Annotated in this window: 16 protein-coding genes; 3 read left to right on the top strand and 13 right to left on the bottom strand. The window is 74.4% G+C overall.

Going from position 1 to position 17,263, the window contains the following annotated elements:
* The 5 genes from ACIA8O_RS24770 to ACIA8O_RS24750 form a co-directional block, all read right to left on the bottom strand.
* Positions 1–1,719 (bottom strand): ABC transporter family substrate-binding protein, encoded by a 1,719-nt coding sequence (locus ACIA8O_RS24770; protein WP_396296125.1) that lies wholly within the window; start codon positions 1,717–1,719, stop codon positions 1–3.
* Between the two features lie 213 nt (positions 1,720–1,932).
* The gene (locus ACIA8O_RS24765) at positions 1,933–4,395 is read right to left on the bottom strand and encodes a SpoIIE family protein phosphatase (RefSeq protein ID WP_396296124.1); all 2,463 of its coding nucleotides are present in this window, start codon (positions 4,393–4,395) and stop codon (positions 1,933–1,935) included.
* 339 nt (positions 4,396–4,734) lie between these two features.
* Positions 4,735–7,473 carry a SpoIIE family protein phosphatase gene (locus ACIA8O_RS24760; RefSeq protein ID WP_396296123.1) on the bottom strand — a complete coding sequence of 913 codons (2,739 nt, stop codon included), beginning with the start codon at positions 7,471–7,473 and terminating at the stop codon, positions 4,735–4,737.
* Positions 7,474–7,696: 223 nt separating this feature from the next.
* On the bottom strand, positions 7,697–8,098 hold the full coding sequence (locus tag ACIA8O_RS24755) for a (deoxy)nucleoside triphosphate pyrophosphohydrolase (RefSeq protein WP_396296122.1): 402 nt from the start codon (positions 8,096–8,098) through the stop codon (positions 7,697–7,699).
* Positions 8,099–8,109: 11 nt separating this feature from the next.
* Positions 8,110–8,271 (bottom strand): SPOR domain-containing protein, encoded by a 162-nt coding sequence (locus ACIA8O_RS24750; RefSeq protein ID WP_396296121.1) that lies wholly within the window; start codon positions 8,269–8,271, stop codon positions 8,110–8,112.
* 346 nt (positions 8,272–8,617) lie between these two features.
* On the opposite strand from ACIA8O_RS24750, the gene ACIA8O_RS24745 reads away from it, so the two are divergent.
* Positions 8,618–9,412, top strand: a complete 795-nt coding sequence (locus tag ACIA8O_RS24745; RefSeq protein ID WP_396296120.1) for a DsbA family protein — start codon at positions 8,618–8,620, stop codon at positions 9,410–9,412.
* Positions 9,413–9,430: 18 nt separating this feature from the next.
* On the opposite strand, the gene ACIA8O_RS24740 is transcribed toward ACIA8O_RS24745, so the two are convergent.
* The gene (locus ACIA8O_RS24740) at positions 9,431–10,249 is read right to left on the bottom strand and encodes a methyltransferase domain-containing protein (protein ID WP_396296119.1); all 819 of its coding nucleotides are present in this window, start codon (positions 10,247–10,249) and stop codon (positions 9,431–9,433) included.
* A 147-nt stretch (positions 10,250–10,396) separates the two neighbouring features.
* Between ACIA8O_RS24740 and ACIA8O_RS24735 the strand changes: the two genes are divergently transcribed.
* On the top strand, positions 10,397–10,978 hold the full coding sequence (locus tag ACIA8O_RS24735; protein WP_396296118.1) for a pyridoxamine 5'-phosphate oxidase family protein: 582 nt from the start codon (positions 10,397–10,399) through the stop codon (positions 10,976–10,978).
* Between the two features lie 45 nt (positions 10,979–11,023).
* On the opposite strand, the gene ACIA8O_RS24730 is transcribed toward ACIA8O_RS24735, so the two are convergent.
* The 5 genes from ACIA8O_RS24730 to ACIA8O_RS24710 form a co-directional block, all read right to left on the bottom strand.
* A complete protein-coding gene (locus ACIA8O_RS24730) occupies positions 11,024–11,686 on the bottom strand; it encodes an HAD-IA family hydrolase (protein ID WP_396296117.1) in 663 nt (220 codons plus the stop codon).
* A 73-nt stretch (positions 11,687–11,759) separates the two neighbouring features.
* Positions 11,760–12,206, bottom strand: coding sequence for a deaminase (locus tag ACIA8O_RS24725; RefSeq protein WP_396296116.1), 447 nt, complete (start codon positions 12,204–12,206; stop codon positions 11,760–11,762).
* Between the two features lie 260 nt (positions 12,207–12,466).
* Complete coding sequence (locus tag ACIA8O_RS24720) at positions 12,467–12,928, bottom strand: DIP1984 family protein (protein WP_396296115.1); 462 nt, start codon at positions 12,926–12,928, stop codon at positions 12,467–12,469.
* A 96-nt stretch (positions 12,929–13,024) separates the two neighbouring features.
* Complete coding sequence (ychF, locus tag ACIA8O_RS24715) at positions 13,025–14,098, bottom strand: redox-regulated ATPase YchF (RefSeq protein WP_396296114.1); 1,074 nt, start codon at positions 14,096–14,098, stop codon at positions 13,025–13,027.
* A gap of 88 nt (positions 14,099–14,186) precedes the next feature.
* The gene (locus tag ACIA8O_RS24710; protein ID WP_396296113.1) at positions 14,187–14,567 is read right to left on the bottom strand and encodes a glyoxalase; all 381 of its coding nucleotides are present in this window, start codon (positions 14,565–14,567) and stop codon (positions 14,187–14,189) included.
* Positions 14,568–14,822: 255 nt separating this feature from the next.
* Here ACIA8O_RS24710 and ACIA8O_RS24705 point away from each other — a divergent pair, with 255 nt between their 5' ends.
* Positions 14,823–15,293, top strand: coding sequence for a DUF6542 domain-containing protein (locus ACIA8O_RS24705; RefSeq protein WP_396296112.1), 471 nt, complete (start codon positions 14,823–14,825; stop codon positions 15,291–15,293).
* Between the two features lie 109 nt (positions 15,294–15,402).
* On the opposite strand, the gene ppgK is transcribed toward ACIA8O_RS24705, so the two are convergent.
* Both ppgK and ACIA8O_RS24695 read right to left on the bottom strand, forming a co-directional pair.
* Positions 15,403–16,152, bottom strand: coding sequence for a polyphosphate--glucose phosphotransferase (gene ppgK, locus ACIA8O_RS24700; protein WP_396296111.1), 750 nt, complete (start codon positions 16,150–16,152; stop codon positions 15,403–15,405).
* Between the two features lie 92 nt (positions 16,153–16,244).
* Positions 16,245–17,222, bottom strand: a complete 978-nt coding sequence (locus tag ACIA8O_RS24695) for a 4-hydroxy-3-methylbut-2-enyl diphosphate reductase (RefSeq protein ID WP_396296110.1) — start codon at positions 17,220–17,222, stop codon at positions 16,245–16,247.
* Positions 17,223–17,263 lie beyond the last annotated feature (41 nt).

Here is a 17,263-nt window from a genome sequence, read left to right as displayed (position 1 = left end):
TCAGTCCTCGCGGAAGCCGATGTCCTGGAAGCGCGGGGTGGCGAGGCCGAAGGCGCCCGCGTTGGCGAGGGTGTCGCGGGTGGCGACCAGGTCGGGGCGGGGGTGGAGGGGGACGGAGTGGCCGAGCTGCCAGATGCGGGCGTCGGCCTCGTGGATGAGGGAGCGGCGGGCGGCCGGGTCGAGCTCGGCGGTGGCGCGGGCCAGCAGGCGGTCGATCTCCTCGGTGCCGGTGCGGGCGTAGTTGCGGCCGACGAGCGGGCGGCCGTCGGGGCCGGGCTGCGACTTGGCGTAGCGGACGGCCGCGGCGGCCGGGTCGGGGGCGGCGGGCCAGCCGAACAGGGCGAGGTCGTAGTCGCCGGTGGCCAGGTGGTCGCGGAGGAAGGCGTCGGCCGGGGCGGTCCGGGTGCGCAGGGTGACGCCGGCCCGGGCCAGGGCGGCGGTGAGGGCCTCGGCGGTGCGCCGGGCGGTGGCGGAGCCCTCGGGCAGCAGCAGGGTGAGGGTGAGGTCCTGGCCGTCGTGGCGGCGGACGTTCCCGCTGAGCGGCCAGCCGGCCCGGTCGAACAGGGCGGCCGGGTCCTCCCGGCCGGCCGCCGGGCTGTTGTCCCGGTAGCCGTCCTGATCCGCCGTCAGCAGGTGGTGGCCGACCGGGACGGCGGGCAGGCCGAGCGGGGCGAGGGCCGCCTCGGCGACGGCCGTGCGGTCCACGGCGGCGGCCACCGCGCGGCGGACGGTCTGGTCGGCCAGCGGGCCGCGGGTGCCGTTCAGGGTGAGCTGGGCGACGGCCGGGGCGGCGGCCCGGTGCAGGTGGACGCCGGGGGTGGTCTCGGCACTGCGCAGCGCCCGGGTGGCGGCCTCGGCCAGCGCGGCGGCGTCCGGCGGGGCGGCGGCGGTCGCTCCGGCGGGGGCGGCGTGGTCGACGGTCTCGGTGACCGGGGCGAGGTCGAGTTCGCCCTTGGCCAGCGCCTCCAGCCGCCGCTCCGGCGGGACGGCCACGAACTCGATCGCCTCGGCCTTGGCCCGGTCGCCCCACCAGCGCGGGTTGCGGACCACGGTGGCCCGGCCGCCCTCGCGGTCGAAGCCGCGCACGGTGAACGGGCCGGCCGACGGGGCGTTGGTCAGCGGCTGCCCGAAGGCGGCCGGGCTCGCGGTGGCGGCGGCCGGGTAGAGCGGACTGAACAGGGTCCGCCAGGGCGCGTACGGCTGCTTGAAGACCACCTTCACCTCGCGCTCGTCCGCGCCCCGGGCCACCGACTCGACGGCCGCGTAGCCCTCGGGCCGCTCGGTGGTGGCGGCCGGGTCGGTGCTGGTCAGCGCCTTCCACTGGGAGGCGAAGTCGGCGACACTCAGCGGGGTGCCGTCGCTCCAGACCGCCTTGGGGTTGAGGCGGTAGGTGACGGTCTGCGGGCCGTGGCCGGGCGGGGTGGACTCGGCGGCGGCGAGGTAGTCCGGGTCCGGGACGGCGCGGGCACGGCCGTCGGTGCGGAAGAGCTGCGGCAGCAGGGCCCCGGCCAGCAGCGCGGTGTCGGGGGTGGCCGCGGGCTGGAAGACGTTGAGGGTGGCGGGGAGGGTGTCCACCGCCCAGCGGACGGTGCCGCCGTCGTGCACCTCGCTCCGGTCGACGACGGTCAGGTCCGTCCCGGCAGGGCCTTCGCCCGGGTCCTGGGAGCAGGCCGCCAGCGGGAGCAGCAGGACGGCGGCGAGGAGTCGGCGGGCGCGCATGCCCCCACTGAACGGGACCGCTCCCCCGCCGCCCGGCCGACACGGCGGCACCTCACCCGCTCGGCAGAGCCGGGGGCCTACGGCGCGGCGGGATGTGCAGGGGGTGAGGAGGCCGGTGGGAGCCGGGGTCGGCCGGTGATTGCACCGGGGGCGCAGCCCGGGGTGACCACCACGCCGCCCCGATGGCCGGTCGGTCTCGGCCGTGACGGTGTGTCAGAGGGCCAGCTCGAACCAGACGATCTTGCCGTTCGGGGTGCGGCGGCTGCCCCAGCGTTCGGCCAGCAGGCTGACCAGCTGGAGGCCGCGGCCGCCCTCGTCGGTCTCCTGGGCGCGGCGCTGGCGGGGCTGGGCGTAGCCGTCGTCCCAGACTTCGCAGACCACGGTGCGGTCGCGCAGCAGCCGCAGCCGGATCTCGCCGTGGCCGTGCCGCAGCGCGTTGGTGACCAGCTCGCTGACCAGCAGCTCGGTGGTGTCCACCAGCTCGTCCAGGCCGCGCACCAGCAGCCAGGAGCAGGCCAGCTCGCGGGCCTTGCCGACCGAGGTGAGCTCGGCGGGGAGCCGCCAGTCGCCCACCGAGTCCTCGGGGAGCGCCTGCACCTTGGCCATCAACAGCGCGATGTCGTCCTCCCCGTGATGGGGGATCAGCTCGTCGAGCACCTCGTCGCAGAGCCGCTCCAGCTCGCGGGAGCCGCCGTTGAGGGCGGTCCGGAAGGCCCGCAGGCCCTCGTCCAGCTGGTGCTTGCGGGACTCCACCAGGCCGTCGGTGTAGAGGCCGAGCACGGCGCCGTCCGGCAGCGTGACCTCGACCTCCTCGAAGGGCTCGCCGCCGACGCCGAGCGGCAGGCCGGGCGGCACCTCCAGCATCCGGGCGGGCTCGTCGGGGGCGAGCAGCACCGGCGGCAGGTGGCCCGCGTTGGCGAAGACGCAGCGCTGCTTGACGGCGTCGTAGACCGCGTAGACGCAGGTGGCGAGGTAGACCTCGACCTCCTCGCCGGGCACGGTGGGCTCGCCGCCGAGGCCGCGGGCGATCTCGTCCAGGGCGGAGAGCACCTCGGCCGGGTCGAGGTCGAGCATGGCCAGGGTGCGGACGGCGGTGCGGAGTTGGCCCATCGCGACGGCGGCCCGCAGGCCGCGGCCCATCACGTCGCCGATCACCAGGGCGGTGCGGCTGCCGGGCAGCGGGATGACGTCGAACCAGTCGCCGCCGACCTCGGTGTTGTTGTTGCTGGGCAGGTAGCGGCGGGCGATCTCCAGGCCGCTGGCGGCCGGCTTGCCCGGGGGGAGCAGGCTGCGCTGGAGGATCAGCGCGCGCTCGTGCTCGCGGCGGTAGAGCCGGGCGTTGTCGACGCAGACGGCGGCGCGGGCGACCAGCTCCTCGGCGATCGCCACGTCCCGGGCGTCGAAGGGTTCGCTGCCGATCGCGCGGGAGAGCTGGACCAGGCCGAGCACCTGGTCGCGGGCGACCAGCGGGACCACCAGGGTGGAGCGCAGCAGCGGGTCGGGGCCGGGCTGCGGGACCACGCTGCGGCCGGTGCGCAGGGCCCGGGCGTGCGGGGAGCGGCGGGGGTAACAGAGCGAGCCGCCGGCCTCGGCGACCGGGACGGCACCCTCGGCGCCCAGCACGCTGGAGGCGCCGCCGACCACGCTGGAGACGGCCACCCGGCGCAGCTCGCCGGAGCCGTCCGAGGCGCCGGGCCCGGCGGTCGGGCCGGAGTCCCCGGAGAGCAGGGCGGTGTACAGGTCGACGGTGGCCAGGTCGCAGAACTGCGGGACGATCACGTCCAGCAGCTCCTTGGCGGTGGTCTCCAGGTCGAGGGTGGAGCCGATGTGGGTGGAGGCCTCGTTGAGCAGCGCCAGGCTGCGGCGCACCCCGGCGGCCTCCCGCTCGGCGATGTGACGGCTCGTCACGTCCAGCACCTGGCCGGCCACGCCCATCGGGTGGCCGTTGGCGCCGTTCAGCCGGTAGAGCGAGATGGCCCAGCGGCGGCCGCCGTCCCGGGACTGCACGGTGGCGGTGCGCGGCACCGCGCCGGTGAACCGCAGGTCGACGATGGGCCCGCCGCCGCTCAGCACCTTGCGCAGGGCGACCATCAGCCGGTCCGCCTCGCCGGGCAGGAAGAGGTCGTACGGGGAGAGGCCGGGCAGCTCGCAGGCGGGCAGGCCGACGGCGGTGGCGAAGGCCTGGTTGACCCGCTGGAGGCGCAGCTCGTTGTCGAAGAGGAAGAAACCGGTCGGGGTCTGCCCGAAGACCGCCTCGGAGGCGGCCAGGTCGGTCTCGATCCGGCGCAGCCGGCCGAGGTCCACGGCCAGGCAGGTGGCGCCGCCGGGGGTGCCGCTGTCCGGCATCACGTAGAGCTCGGCCAGGCCCTCGGCGCCGGTGGCGTCGCGGTACGGGGCGGTGCCGACCCACTCCTCGCCGGCCAGGATGGACTCCATCCTGGCCCGGCCGCGCTGCCAGAGCTCGCGCGGCATCAGGGTGGTGACCGGGTCGGTGCCGACCGCCTCCTCGGCGGGGACGCCGAAGAACTCGGCGGCGCGGCCGCTCCACTGGGTGATCCGCCCGTCCGGGCCGATCGCGAAGGTGGCGACCCGGATGTAGTCGTAGATCGAGCCGGCCTTGCCCTGGACGTCCCAGTCGTCGGCCGGGCGGCCGCCGAGGGACGGGCCCGCGTGCATGCCGCTTCTCGGACCGGCGCCGCCCGCCGTACCGCTGCCCGCACCACCGCTCGGCTGACCGGGCACGGCCGCATGGCCGCTGCCGCTCGACGTCTTCCACGCCGGGATGCTGTTCAACGGTCCGATCCCCTCCAACCCGCGCCCATCCGGATGTCGAGAACACCGAGTATTCATCATCCGGGGGCGGGCGCACACGCCCCCAACATCACAAAACGGCTCAGCCTTCCGCTTCCCCGTCCCCCTTACCCGGGAGCGCCTGTTCGAACCACCCCCGCGGCGGCTCTCCCCGGGCCCGCCCCACCGCGATCACCTGCGACGATGCCCGGCGTCCCGGACCGGTCAGCCGAGGTGGTCGTCCATGGGGTCGAGCTCGAACCACACGACCTTCCCCATGCCCTCGGCGCGTGCGCCCCAGCGCAGAGCGAGACGGCGTACCAACTCCAGCCCCCGGCCGCCCTCGTCGGCCTCCGCCGCGTGCCGCTCGCGGGGCGGATCGGGCAGCGGGTCGGAGATCTCCACCAGCAGGGTGTCGCCCAGGGTGAGCCGGACCCCGATCGGCGCCGAGGCGTACCGGACCGAGTTGGTGACCAGCTCGCTGACCAGCAACTCGGCGGTGTCGGTGAGGTGTTCCACCCCCCAGTCGGTCAGCGCGCCGCGGACCAGCCGACGGGCCCGGGAGACCGCGGTGGGTTCGGCGGGCAGCGTCCAGCCCGCGGTGGGGGTGCCGGACTGGCCCCGGCCCAGCCGGGCCAGCAGCAGCGCCACGTCGTCCGGCTCGCGGCCCTGTTCCATGGTGTCGAGCACCGCCTCACAGGCCTGCTGGATCGACGGGTACGGCTGTTCCAGCACGGTCAGCAACCGGCCCAGCCCGACGTCCAGGTCCTTGTCCCGGGACTCCACCAGGCCGTCGGTGCACAGCGCCAGCAGGCTGCCCTCGGGGATGTCCAGCTCGATCGACTCGAAGGGCACGCCGCCCACCCCGAGCGGGGCGCCGGAGGGCAGGTCGAGCACCTGGCCGACGCCGCCGAGCAGCGGGCTGCCGGTGCGCACCGGCTCCTCGGCGGGCTCCTTGGGCACGATCAGGACCGGTGGGATGTGCCCGGCCTTGGCCGCCACCAGCCGCCGGGTGGACGGGTCGAAGACCGCGTACACGCAGGTGGCGAGCAGCGCCTCGTCCGGGCCCTGGGCCAGGTCGTCGGCCAGCTCGTGGACGTGCCGCAGCAGGATCTCCGGCGGCAGGTCGAGCCCGGCCAGGGTGCGCACCGCGGTGCGCAGCCGGCCCATGGTGGCGGCGGCCCGCAGGCCGTGGCCCATCACGTCGCCGACCACCAGCGCGGTGCGGCCGTCGGGCAGCGGGATGACGTCGAACCAGTCGCCGCCGACCTCGGTGCCGCTGCTGCCGGGCACGTAGCGGTAGGCCACCTCAACCCCGGCCGGCTGCGGCACCTGCTGGGGCAGCAGGGTGCGCTGGAGGGTGAGCGCGGCGGTCCGCTCGCGGGCGTACAGCCGAGCGTTGTCCAGCGAGCTGCCCGCCCGGTCGGCCAGCTCCACGGTGAAGGCCAGGTCGTCCCGGTCGAAGCCCTCGCGGTAGCCGGCCCGGCTGATCGCCAGCAGGCCGATCACGATGCCGCGGGCGCGCAGCGGGACCACCAGCCGGGAGTGCACGCCGAGGTCGTGGCCGGCCTGCACCTTGGGGTCGCCCGGGTAGGTGAGGTCGCTCAACTCCTCGGGATTGGAGAGGAGTTCGGGAACGCCGGTACGGAGTACCCGGCCGAAGGCGGAGTCCTCGGCGAAGGTGATCCGAGCTCCCCGGCGGAGCATCACCTCCACCTCGGGGGAGTCCTGGACGGCGGCGGTGCCGAGCTGGAGCAGCGAGGTGCGGCGGTCGTGGCCGTGCCGGGGCAGGTCGTCCCCGTGTGCCACCGCCTGGAGCAGGATCACCGCCGCGTAGTCGGCCAGCCGGGGCACCACGGCGGTGGCCAGCTCCTGGGCGACCCGGCCGGCGTCCAGCAGGTCGCCGATCCGGGAGCCGAACTCGTTCAGCAGCGAGAGCCGGCGGCGGGCGTGCTCCACCTTGGCCACCGCGCGGTACCGCTCGGTCACGTCCATCACCGTGCCGGAGATGCCCAGCACCCGGCCGGCCCGGTCGGTCATCCGGCTGTAGGAGATCGAGCGGAAGCCCGAACGGGCCGTCACCGGCGAGGCCAGCGTGACGTCCACCACCGGCTCGCCGGTGGCCAGCACCTGGCGCTGGATCGCGGTGATCTCGTCCGCCGCCCGCTCGGGCAGCGTCTCGCCGGTGGTGCGGCCGACGTGCTCCTCGGGCGGCAGGCCGTTCATCTCGGCCATGGTCCGGTTGACGGCGGTGTAGCGCAGGTCGGTGTCCAGGATCACGATGCCCAGCGGGGACTGCTCGAACAGCGCGTCCCGGACCGCCAGGTCGTGCTCCACCGCCTGGAGGGTGGCCGCCTCGGCCAGCGCCACCTGGAGGAAGGGGGTGCCGTCGCCGTCCACCAGCAGCGAGATCCGGGCCTCCACCGGGACCTCGCCGTCGTCCCGGTGGCGCAGCTGGGTCCAGCCGTGCCAGCGGCCGGTTCGCAGGGTCTCCTGGATCGCCGCCTTCACCCGGAGGACCAGGTCCTGATCCTCCATCAACTCCTCGATCCGGCGGCCCACCAGCAGCTCGCTCGGCCAGCCGAGCAGCTCCTCGGCGGCCGGGCTCCACAGCACCACCCGGCCGGAGGTGTCCAGGATCGCGATGGCCACCTTCACCACGTCGAAGAGGCTTCCCTCGGGCCGCTCCCCGGCCCGGGCCCGCTGGTCGGCACCGGGCCCGCCCGGGTACGGGGCGCTCGGCGCACCGCGGACGCCGCCCAGCCGGGGGTCGGCGGGGGGCGCGGGGAGGGGCGGGGCCGGGTGCGGCGGGGCCGACGCGGAGCGCCGGGGCGTCAGCCGGCGGAGCCGGGCCCGGGCCGAGGCGCTGCCGATGCTCCGGGGGCGGGGGGAGCCGCCCAGCCCGCGCCGGGCAGAGCCGTCAGCCGACGGCTGCTCGCCCTCGCCGAATCCCGTGCTCGACACCGACCGCCTCACCTATGGTGACGAATACTGCCGAAAACTGACATACCCATCAGAACGCCCAGGCTACCCCGGCGGGCGGAGCGGCTTGTCCGATTGGCCTACCTGGCCCAACGGACGGGGCGTCAGGCGGGTACCGACGCGGGGGCGGGGTGTGTCAGGTCGGTGCCGTGCGAGGGTCGGTGGCGCGGCAGGGCGGTGGCGTGGCGGGCCGGTGGGGCGGCCGTCAGCCCAGCAGGGCGGCCAGGTGGGGCAGCACCTCGCGGTCGTGCTCCAGCCAGGTGACCTGGTGCAGCTCGGCCGGGCCGAGCCAGCGCAGCTCGTCGTGGTCCTCCAGCGGGCGGGGCTCACCCTCGATCAGCTCGGCCGTCCAGAGCCGCAGTTCGAGCCCGGGGCGGACCTCCCAGCTGCCGGGCAGCCGGACCAGGGCCCGGGCCTCGACACCCAGCTCCTCGCGCAGCTCGCGCTCCAGCGCCTGCTCCTCGGTCTCCCCCGTCTCGACCTTGCCGCCGGGGAACTCCCAGTACCCCGCGACCGCGGCGGGCGCGCTGCGGCGGGCCGCCAGCACCCGCCCCCGGTGGACGAGGGCCCCGCCGACGACGATCCGGATGTCCATGGGCTTCTCCATGGACACCGACCCTACTGACCGTCCGGCTCGACCCAGTACAGCTGCTTGTGACCGCGGGCCTCGAACTCGGCCGCCAGCGCCTCGGCCTCCGGCCGGGTGAGCTCCTGGGCGACCAGGAACCGGTTGCCGTTGTCGTCCTGCCGCATCACCCGGTACGTGCCCTCGCTCCCCATGGGCCCACCCTAACGAGGGCCGCACACCACGGGCCCGCGGGCGCCCCGGTCCGGTGGGGGACGGACCGGGGCGTGGTGCTCCGGGAACGCTACGAGCCGACTGCTACCGGCGGGTACGAGAGCGGTTAACGACAGGTAAGCGGTGCGGACTGAGCGGGCGTCAGCCCGACCACCGGCGCCCCTCCCGCCACTGACGTCACGGGCGCACCACTCCTCGCCGCCCCTCGGGACCAAGGTCGGGCCGGGTGCGGGCCCTGCGGCCCTGCTGCCCCGACCGGCGCCCGGCTAGCGTCGCAGGCACGGAGGCCCGCTCCCCCCGGGCCTCCGGCCGGAGAGGAGTGCCCCTATGCCCGCACCCGTTGTCCGCACCGGCCTGCCCGCCGCCCCGCCCCGCGGCAGGCTGCCGCGCCGCCGCCAGGTGCTGGCCGGGTCGTTCGCCGCCGGGCTGCTCGCGGTCAGCCTGGCCGGCTGCGGCGGGGCCGCCGAGGGGCAGTCGTCCGCGTCCTCCGGCGGGCGGGCCACCGTCCAGCCGAAGGCGCTGCCCGCCGGCGAGGCGACCACGCTCTCCCAACTCCCGGCCCGCCTGGGCGCGGACGGCACCACGGTGGTGGTCGGCGACCCGGACGCGCGGCACGCCGTGCAGGTGTACGCCGACTTCCGCTGCCCGTACTGCGCGAGGTTCGAGGCCGCGGCGGGCGAGCTGCTGGCCTCGGCGGCGGCCCGGGGCGAGGTGCGGATCGAGTACACCCTGGCCTCCTTCCTGGACGGCAGGCTCGGCGGCGCGGGCTCGGTGAAGGCGGCCAACGCCGCCCGGGCTGCGCTGGAGGCCGGGAAGTTCCCGGAGTACCACGCCGCGCTCTTCGCCAACCAGGCGGCCGAGGAGCGCAGCGACGTCTTCACCGACCGGTTCCTGCTCGAACTCGCCTCCGGTGTCCCGGGATTGCGCAGCGACACCTTCGACCAGGCGGTGGAGGGCGTGGCGTACCGGGACTGGGTCGCCGACGCCGGGCAGGCCTTCGAACGGTCCGGAGCCGGCAGCACGCCGACCGTGCTGGTCGACGGGCAGCGGATCACCGACGGCTCCCGCTACGACCGGGCGGCCTTCGCCGGGGTGCTGGAACGGGCCGGCCTCCAGCTCTGACCCGCCCCGGCCCCGGCGCTACTTCTCCTTCCGGGCCAGCAACTCCCCGTGCAGTACGGCGAACCAGCCGTCCGGCTCGGCCGCCCAGCGCCGCCAGCCCCCGGCGATCCGCGCCAGGTCCGCCGCGCTCGCGAACCCGCGCCCCACCGCCGTCGCGGCGGTGGAGGAGCCCTCGGTGCGCTCCGCCCAGGTGTCCCCCCACCACGCGCGCCGCTCCGGGTCGGCGAAGGTCCAGGTGGCGGAGGAGGCGGTCAGCTCGGTGAACCCGGCCTCCCGGGCCCAGGCGGTCAGCCGCCGGCCCGCGTCCGGCTCGCCGCCGTTGGCCCGGGCGATCCGCCGGTAGAGCGCCAACCACTCGTCCAGCTCCGGCAGTTCGGGGTACCAGGCCATTGCCGCGTAGTCCGCGTCCCGGACCGCCACCACCCCGCCGGGCGCCGTCACCCGCCGCAGCTCGCGCAGCACCGCCACCGGATCGGCCACGTGCTGCAGCACCTGGTGCGCGTGCACCACGTCGAACTCCCCGTCCGCGTACGGCAGTCGGTGCGCGTCGGCGGTCTCGAAGACGACGTTCCCCAGCCCCTGCGCCGCCGCGTGGGCGGCCGCCTCGGCCAGCACCTGCGGCTCACGGTCCACCGCCACCACGCCACCGTCCGGACCGACCAGCCGGGCCAGGTCCGCGGTGATCGTCCCCGGCCCGCAGCCGACGTCCAACAGGCGCTGCCCGGGCCGCAGTTCGGGCAGCAGGTAGGCGGCCGAATCGGCGGCCGTGCGGGAGCGGTGCGAGCGCAGCACCGACTCCTGATGGCCGTGGGTGTAGGCGTTCTGACGGTCGTTCACGGGAGGCCCCCTCCACTCCGGGCGGCCGGGCGGCCGCCGTGGCGAGCGTACGACAGCGTCTCGCTCCGCGAGAAGATCCTTCTCTCACTCTGAGACGTCATCCGTAATCCCTGGTACGGAGCGCGCCGCTTCGCGAGAATCGGACCCATGGGAAAGACATACGAACGCATCGACGGCCGCCTGCGGAAGTTCATCGAGGCCCAGCCGGTCTTCTTCACGGCCACCGCCCCGCTCGCGGCCGACGGGCACGTCAACCTCTCCCCCAAGGGCCGCTCCGGCACCCTGGTCGTCATCGACGAACTCACCCTGGCCTACCTGGACTTCGGCGGCTCCACCGCCGAGACCATCGCCCACCTACGGGAGAACGGCCGGGTCACCCTGATGTGGTGCGCCTTCGACGGCCCGCCCACCGTGGTACGGGTGCACGGCCACGGCGAACCGGTCTTCCGCGACGACCCGCGCTTCGCCGAACTCCTCGGCCACTTCCCGCCGGAGGCCGACGGCAGCGCGCTGCGCGCGATCGTGCTGGTGCACGCCACCCGGGTCAGCGACTCCTGCGGCTTCGCCGTCCCGCTGATGGACTACCGCGAGGACCGCGCGCTGCACGCCCAGTACTTCGACCGCAAGACGGACGAGGAGTTCGCGGTCTACTGCGAGGGCAAGCCCTACGTGCCGGTCAGCGTGGACGGGCTGCCCGCCCTCCCGGTGCCGCTGCCGCCGCGCCCGTGAACCTCTCGCCGCCCGGGCCTCCCGGGCGGCGCCCCGTCCCGCCCCTCACCCGATCTCGAGCAGCAGGCCGCCGTCCGCCGTCGCAACGACCCGCACCTGCTCCAGGGTCTCCACGTGCACCGTCGGCCCGAAGGCCGCCGCGCGCGGGCCCACCCCGACCACCCGCATCCCGGCCGCCTGCCCCGCCCGGATACCGGCCTCCGAGTCCTCGAACACCACGCAGTCCGCCGGGTCGGCCCCGAGCCCGGCCGCCCCCTTCAGGAAGCCCTCCGGGTCCGGCTTGCTGGCCCCCACCGACTCCGCCGTCACCATCAGCTCCGGCAGCGGCAGCCCCGCCGCCCCCATCCGGGCCCGGGCCAGCGCGTCGTCCGCCGAAGTGACCAGCGCGTGCGACCGCCCGCCCAGCGCACCCAACGCCGCCAGGAAGACCGCCGCCCCCGGCACCTCCACCACGCCCTCGACGTCCGCGATCTCCTCGGCCAGCATCCGCCGGTTGTCCGCGAGGTTCTCCTCCATCGGACGCTCCGGCAGCAGGATCGACATCGACAGGTGCCCCTGCCGGCCGTGCACCACGCTCATCGCGTGGTCACCGTCGATGCCGTGCTCCGCCGCCCAACGGCGCCAGCAACGCTCCACCGCCGCCTCGGAGTTGACCAGGGTGCCGTCCATGTCGAGCAGCAGGGCACGGGCGGGCAGGGTCACGGGCATGGCGGATCTCCTCCGGACGGGTACGTACCACCAGGCTACAAAACCCGGTCATACGACCACACATCCCCCGCCCTCACCCCAAGAGGTGCGCATTGACCGCCCGTGCCTCCTCGGCCAGCTCCGGCAGCTCCACCACCTCGACGCCCGCCGCCTCCAGCAGCGCCGTCCCCTGACACCCCGTCACGAACAGGTCCGGCTCCCGCCAGGCCACCACCACCCGCGGCACCCCCGCCGCCACGAGCAGCTCCGCACACGTCCGCGGCCGCGAGGCCCGCTCCCCGCACGGCTCCAGCGAGCTGTACACCGTCGCGGTGCGCAGCCGCTCGTCCCCCGCCGCCAGCTTCGCCAGCGCCGCCTCCTCCGCGTGATCGTGCGGCGCCGTCTCCCGGCTGTACCCCTCCGCCAGCACCACCCCGTCGGCCCCGACGACCACCGCCCCCACCGAGAACGCCGTCCCCGACGGCGGACACTTCCGCGACAGCTCGACCGCCCGGGCCAGCCACTCCAGATCCGTCTTCACCGCGTGCCTTCCTCCAGGTGCCACCTGCGGCCCACCGTACGGCGTGAGGATGCCCCGTGCCCGCCCTCGTCGCCGGGGATCTGCACATGGTTGTGAACTGTGCGTCGTGCACCGTCACCTGTACGCCGTGCTGGGCTGCACCGTGATGCGGGGAGTCGAACCCCTGCGCTGCCCTCCGCGCGCCAAGTGGGCCGTACCGCGGCCCTCGGTCTGTGCACGCCTCCGTCGGCGACTACCTGCTCCTCACGCCCGTGCCCTGCTCAGTCGAGCAGGTCGACCTCCCAGTTGGAGCGCTGGACGAGGGTGTCCACCTCGCGGATCTGCTTGGCCAACTCGTCGATCCGCGTGCGGAGTCCGGCCACCGGCAGGGCCGCGTACATCCGCAGCTCCGAGCGCATCTGCCGGTACGCGTTGCTCCCCGAGGCCGCCTCGGCGGCGGAGCTGAGCACCGCGTGCCGCAGCCGCAGCACGTCGCGGCGGGCCAGCGCGTCCGTCAGGGTGCCGCCCTCGGGCAGGACGACGGCGCTGTTGGTCCGGTTGATCCGGCGGATCAGCGACTCCAGCTCGTCCAGCGCCTGCCCGGCCTCGGCCAGTAGTGCGGCCGCGTCCTCGGCGGGCTCCTCGCCCTCCTGGTAGCGCGCGTTGGCCACCACCCGGGACCGCAGCTGTTCGACCCGGCGGGTCGTCTCGGCGCGCAGCGCCAGTGCCTCGGCGAGCTTCATCGCCCTCTTCTTCTTTCCTGGGGACGCGGTCTTCCTGGACCTGGAGGACGACGGTGCCCGGCCGGGGAGGCCGGCCGGGCACCGTCGGAGGACCGGTCAGACGTTGAAGCGGAACTCCACGACGTCGCCGTCCTGCATGACGTACTCCTTGCCCTCGATGCGGGCCTTGCCCTTGGCGCGGGCCTCGGCGATGGAGCCGGTCTCGACCAGGTCCTCGAAGGAGATGACCTCGGCCTTGATGAAGCCCTTCTGGAAGTCGGTGTGGATCACACCGGCGGCCTCGGGGGCGGTGGCGCCCTTCTTGATGGTCCAGGCCCGGGTCTCCTTGGGGCCGGCCGTCAGGTAGGTCTGCAGGCCGAGGGTGTCGAAGCCGACCCGGCCGAGGGTGGCGAGGCCGGGCTCCTCCTGGCCCATGGACTGGAGGAGTTCGAGGGCCTCGGCGTCGTCGAGCTCGATCAGCTCGGACTCGATCTTGGCGTTGAGGAAGATGGCCTCGGCGGGGGCGACCAGGGCGCGCTGGGCGTTCTTGAAGTCCTCGTCGGCCAGCTCGTCCTCGTCCACGTTGAAGACGTAGAGGAAGGGCTTGGCGGTGAGGAGGTGGAGCTCGCGCACCAGGGAGATGTCGAAGCCGGCCTCGAAGAGGGTCTTGCCGGTCTCCAGGATGGCCTGCGCCTCCTTGGCGGCGGCCAGCACCGGGGCGGTGTCCTTCTTGAGGCGGGCCTCCTTCTCCAGGCGGGGGAGGACCTTCTCGATCGACTGGAGGTCGGCGAGGATCAGCTCGGTGTTGATGGTCTCGATGTCGTCCTTGGGCGAGACCTTGCCGTCGACGTGGACGACGTCCGGGTCGCTGAACGCCCTGATGACCTGGCAGATCGCGTCCGACTCGCGGATGTTGGCGAGGAACTTGTTGCCCAGGCCCTCGCCCTCGCTGGCGCCGCGCACGATGCCGGCGATGTCGACGAAGTCGACGGTGGCCGGGAGGATCTTCTGGGAACCGAAGATCTCGGCCAGCTTCTGCAGACGCGGGTCCGGGACGCCGACGACGCCCACGTTGGGCTCGATGGTGGCGAACGGGTAGTTGGCCGCCAGCACGTCGTTCTTGGTCAGGGCGTTGAACAGGGTCGACTTGCCGACGTTCGGCAGGCCGACGATTCCGATCGTGAGCGACATGAAGCGATGTCCCGGGGCTTGGAGGGCGTGGAGCGGCCCGGACGGGCCGGACCGATCCCCCAGTCTACGGGCCCGCGGGAGGGGGTCCTCAGGCCGAGGGGTCGGGCTCCAGGAACTCCAGGCGGTTGCCGAAGGGGTCGGCGGAGTGGAAGCGGCGGTATCCGGGGAAGTTGTCGTCCCAGGTCACCGGGTGGCCGTGTTCGGCGAGGCGGGCGGCGAGGTCGTCGAGGCCGGTCATCAGGAAGCCGGGGTGGGCCTTGGGCGAGGCCTGGTGCTCGCCGACCACGCCGAGGTGGACCTCGACCCCGCCGCCGCCGAACCAGCAGCCGCCGCGGGCGGCCAGCACCGGCGGCTTGGGCAGCTCGGCCAGGCCGAGCACGCCGCTCCAGAACGCGCGGCAGGTCTCCTCGGACCCCTTCGGCACGTCCAGCTGAACGTGGTGCAGACGGGCGAACCCGAACTCGGTCATGCTGCCTCCCCGTTGGGCAACGAACGATCACGAACGGCCCGCAGACTACTCCGTTCGGGGACACGGTGGGAGGTCGCCGCGCCATTACACACTGTGGCGATGATCCGACCGTACGTTGGGCGGGTGGAGCAGAGCATCCGAACCCAGCCGCCAGGGCCCAGACGCCGACCGCCGAGCGGTCCGGGCGGGGCCGCCGTACCGGGACCCGCCGGTTCCCCCGAGGCGAGGGGTGGTGGGGCGAAGGGCGGCGGGGCGATGCGGGTGCCGCTGCGGCTGGCCTCCCGGGCGCGCGGCGGTGGCGGCGGTGGAGGCGGTGGAGGCGGAGGGGGGAAGGGCAGGCCTCCGGCGCGGCTGACCGCGGTCGGGACGGGGCTGCTGGCCCTGGTCGGGACGCTGGTGGCGGCCGGGGCGGACCGGCTGGTGTTCGGCGGGCTGGGGGTGCTGTTCGGGCTCGGGTACGTCGCGGTCTGCTTCCAACTCGCCGTGCGGGTACGGCTGGCGGACCTGCCCGCGGCGCCGATCAGCGGGCCGATCGCGTTCGCGGTGGCACTGCTGGTGCTGGGGCCGGTGTCGGCGCCGGGGGTGACCGGGCAGGTGGTGGGGCTGGCGAGCGGGCTGGCGCTGCGGGCGGGGTGGCTGTTCACCGGGACGGGGCTGGCGGCGGTGATCGTGGCGGCGCGGTTCCTGGCGCAGCGGCGGATCAGGCGGGCGCGGCGGGCTTCTTGAGGGTGCGTCAGGTCACGGCGGGGCAGCGCTTGCAGGTGGTTGTCCGCGCCTGAGTGACGGGTTGTCGCCTTCCGCAGCGCGCAGTTCCTCGCGCCCCCGAAGGCGTGACCTACTCCCCTGCCGAACCGGCGGCGGCCATGGCGGCGCCGACGATGCCGGCGTCGTTGCGCAGGAGGGCCGGGACCACCTCGGCGGGGCGGTCGGTGAGGTGGGGGAGGAACTTGTCGTGCTTGCGGCTGACCCCGCCGCCGATGACGATCAGCTGCGGCGAGAAGAGCATCTCCACCAGGTCGAGGTACTCGTTGACCCGCACCGCCCAGTCGGCCCAGCTGAGTTCGTGGCGCTCGCGGGCGGCCGAGGAGGCGCGGCGTTCGGCGTCCTTGCCGCGCAGTTCCAGGTGGCCGAGCTCGGTGTTGGGGACCAGGACGCCGTCGGAGAAGAGGGCGCTGCCGATGCCGGTGCCGAAGGTGAGGACCAGGACCACGCCGGAGCGGTCGCGGCCGGCGCCGTGGCGGACCTCGGCGAGACCGGCCGCGTCGGCGTCGTTCAGGACGGTGCAGGGGAGGTCGAGCTCCTCGCGGAAGAGGCCGGCCGCGTCGAGGCCGATCCAGTCCTTGGAGACGTTGGCGGCGGTCTGGATGCGGCCGTCGACCACGACGCCGGGGAAGGTGAGGCCGACCGGGCCCCGGTGGCCGAAGTGGTCGACCACCTCGTGGACGGCGGCGAGCACCGACTCGGGGGTGGAGGGCTGAGGGGTCAGCACCTTGTGCCGCTCCTCGGCGAGCTGACCGCCGGTCAGGTCGACCGGGGCGCCCTTGATGCCCGAACCACCGATGTCCACACCGAAAACCGCCGCCACCGTCGCCCTCCAGGGAGTGAGTCCACAGGCCTGTGGACAAACCTAAGGGCGACGGTGGCGGTTCGCGCTACGGATTCCGACGGGCGGAGGTACTACGCCAGCTTGCCGGCGGCCTCCGCGCGCAGGTCGCGGCGGAGCTCCTTGGGCAGCGAGAAGACCAGGTGCTCCTCGGCGGTGCGGACGGTCTGCACGTCGGCGTAGCCGCGCTCGGCGAGGAAGGCGAGGACGCCGTCCACCAGGATCTCCGGGACGGAGGCGCCGGAGGTCAGGCCGACGGTCTCGACGCCCTCCAGCCAGGCCTCGTCGATCTCGTCGGCGAAGTCGACCAGGTGGGCGGCCTTGGCGCCGTACTCCAGGCCGACCTCGACCAGGCGGACCGAGTTGGAGGAGTTCTTGGAGCCGACCACGATCAGCAGGTCGGCCTCGGGGGCGAGCTGCTTGACGGCGACCTGGCGGTTCTGGGTGGCGTAGCAGATGTCGTCGCTGGGCGGGCTGACCAGCAGCGGGAAGCGCTTCTTGAGCTCGCCGACGGTGGCCATGGTCTCGTCCACCGAGAGGGTGGTCTGGGAGAGCCAGACCACCTTGGACTCGTCGCGGACCTGGACGTTGGCCACGTCCTCGGCGCCGTCGACCAGGTGGATCCGGTCGGGCGCCTCGCCCATGGTGCCGATGACCTCCTCGTGGCCCTCGTGGCCCACCAGCAGGATGTCGTAGTCCTCGTCCGCGAACCGGACGGCCTCCTTGTGCACCTTGGTGACCAGGGGGCAGGTGGCGTCGATGGTGGCGAGCTTGCCGGCCTGGGCCTCGTCGTGGACGGAGGGGGCGACGCCGTGGGCCGAGAAGACCACGATCGAGCCCTCGGGGACCTCCTCGGTCTCGTCCACGAAGATCGCGCCCTGCTTCTCCAGGGTCTGCACCACGTACTTGTTGTGGACGATCTCCTTGCGGACGTAGATCGGGGCCCCGTACTGCTCCAGGGCCTTCTCCACGGCGATGACGGCGCGGTCGACACCCGCGCAGTAGCCCCGGGGGGCGGCGAGCAGGACACGGCGCTGCGCAGAGTTGGACATGCGAACCATGGTACGGGCGTGCGGAGGCCGCGCCGACGGCA

This window comes from Kitasatospora sp. NPDC051853, from assembly GCF_044452665.1.
Taxonomy (GTDB): Bacteria; Actinomycetota; Actinomycetes; order Streptomycetales; family Streptomycetaceae; genus Kitasatospora.
This window is presented reverse-complemented; position numbering and strand designations above follow the sequence as displayed.

Coding starts and splice junctions, on each gene's coding strand:
- ACIA8O_RS24770 (WP_396296125.1), bottom strand. CDS start 1,719: ATGCGCGCCCGCCGACTCCTCGCCGCCGTCCTGCTGCTCCCGCTGGCG.
- ACIA8O_RS24765 (WP_396296124.1), bottom strand. CDS start 4,395: ATGCACGCGGGCCCGTCCCTCGGCGGCCGCCCGGCCGACGACTGGGAC.
- ACIA8O_RS24755 (WP_396296122.1), bottom strand. CDS start 8,098: ATGGAGAAGCCCATGGACATCCGGATCGTCGTCGGCGGGGCCCTCGTC.
- ACIA8O_RS24750 (WP_396296121.1), bottom strand. CDS start 8,271: ATGGGGAGCGAGGGCACGTACCGGGTGATGCGGCAGGACGACAACGGC.
- ACIA8O_RS24745 (WP_396296120.1), top strand. CDS start 8,618: ATGCCCGCACCCGTTGTCCGCACCGGCCTGCCCGCCGCCCCGCCCCGC.
- ACIA8O_RS24735 (WP_396296118.1), top strand. CDS start 10,397: ATGGGAAAGACATACGAACGCATCGACGGCCGCCTGCGGAAGTTCATC.
- ACIA8O_RS24730 (WP_396296117.1), bottom strand. CDS start 11,686: ATGCCCGTGACCCTGCCCGCCCGTGCCCTGCTGCTCGACATGGACGGC.
- ACIA8O_RS24720 (WP_396296115.1), bottom strand. CDS start 12,928: ATGAAGCTCGCCGAGGCACTGGCGCTGCGCGCCGAGACGACCCGCCGG.
- ychF (WP_396296114.1), bottom strand. CDS start 14,098: ATGTCGCTCACGATCGGAATCGTCGGCCTGCCGAACGTCGGCAAGTCG.
- ACIA8O_RS24710 (WP_396296113.1), bottom strand. CDS start 14,567: ATGACCGAGTTCGGGTTCGCCCGTCTGCACCACGTTCAGCTGGACGTG.
- ACIA8O_RS24705 (WP_396296112.1), top strand. CDS start 14,823: ATGCGGGTGCCGCTGCGGCTGGCCTCCCGGGCGCGCGGCGGTGGCGGC.
- ACIA8O_RS24695 (WP_396296110.1), bottom strand. CDS start 17,222: ATGTCCAACTCTGCGCAGCGCCGTGTCCTGCTCGCCGCCCCCCGGGGC.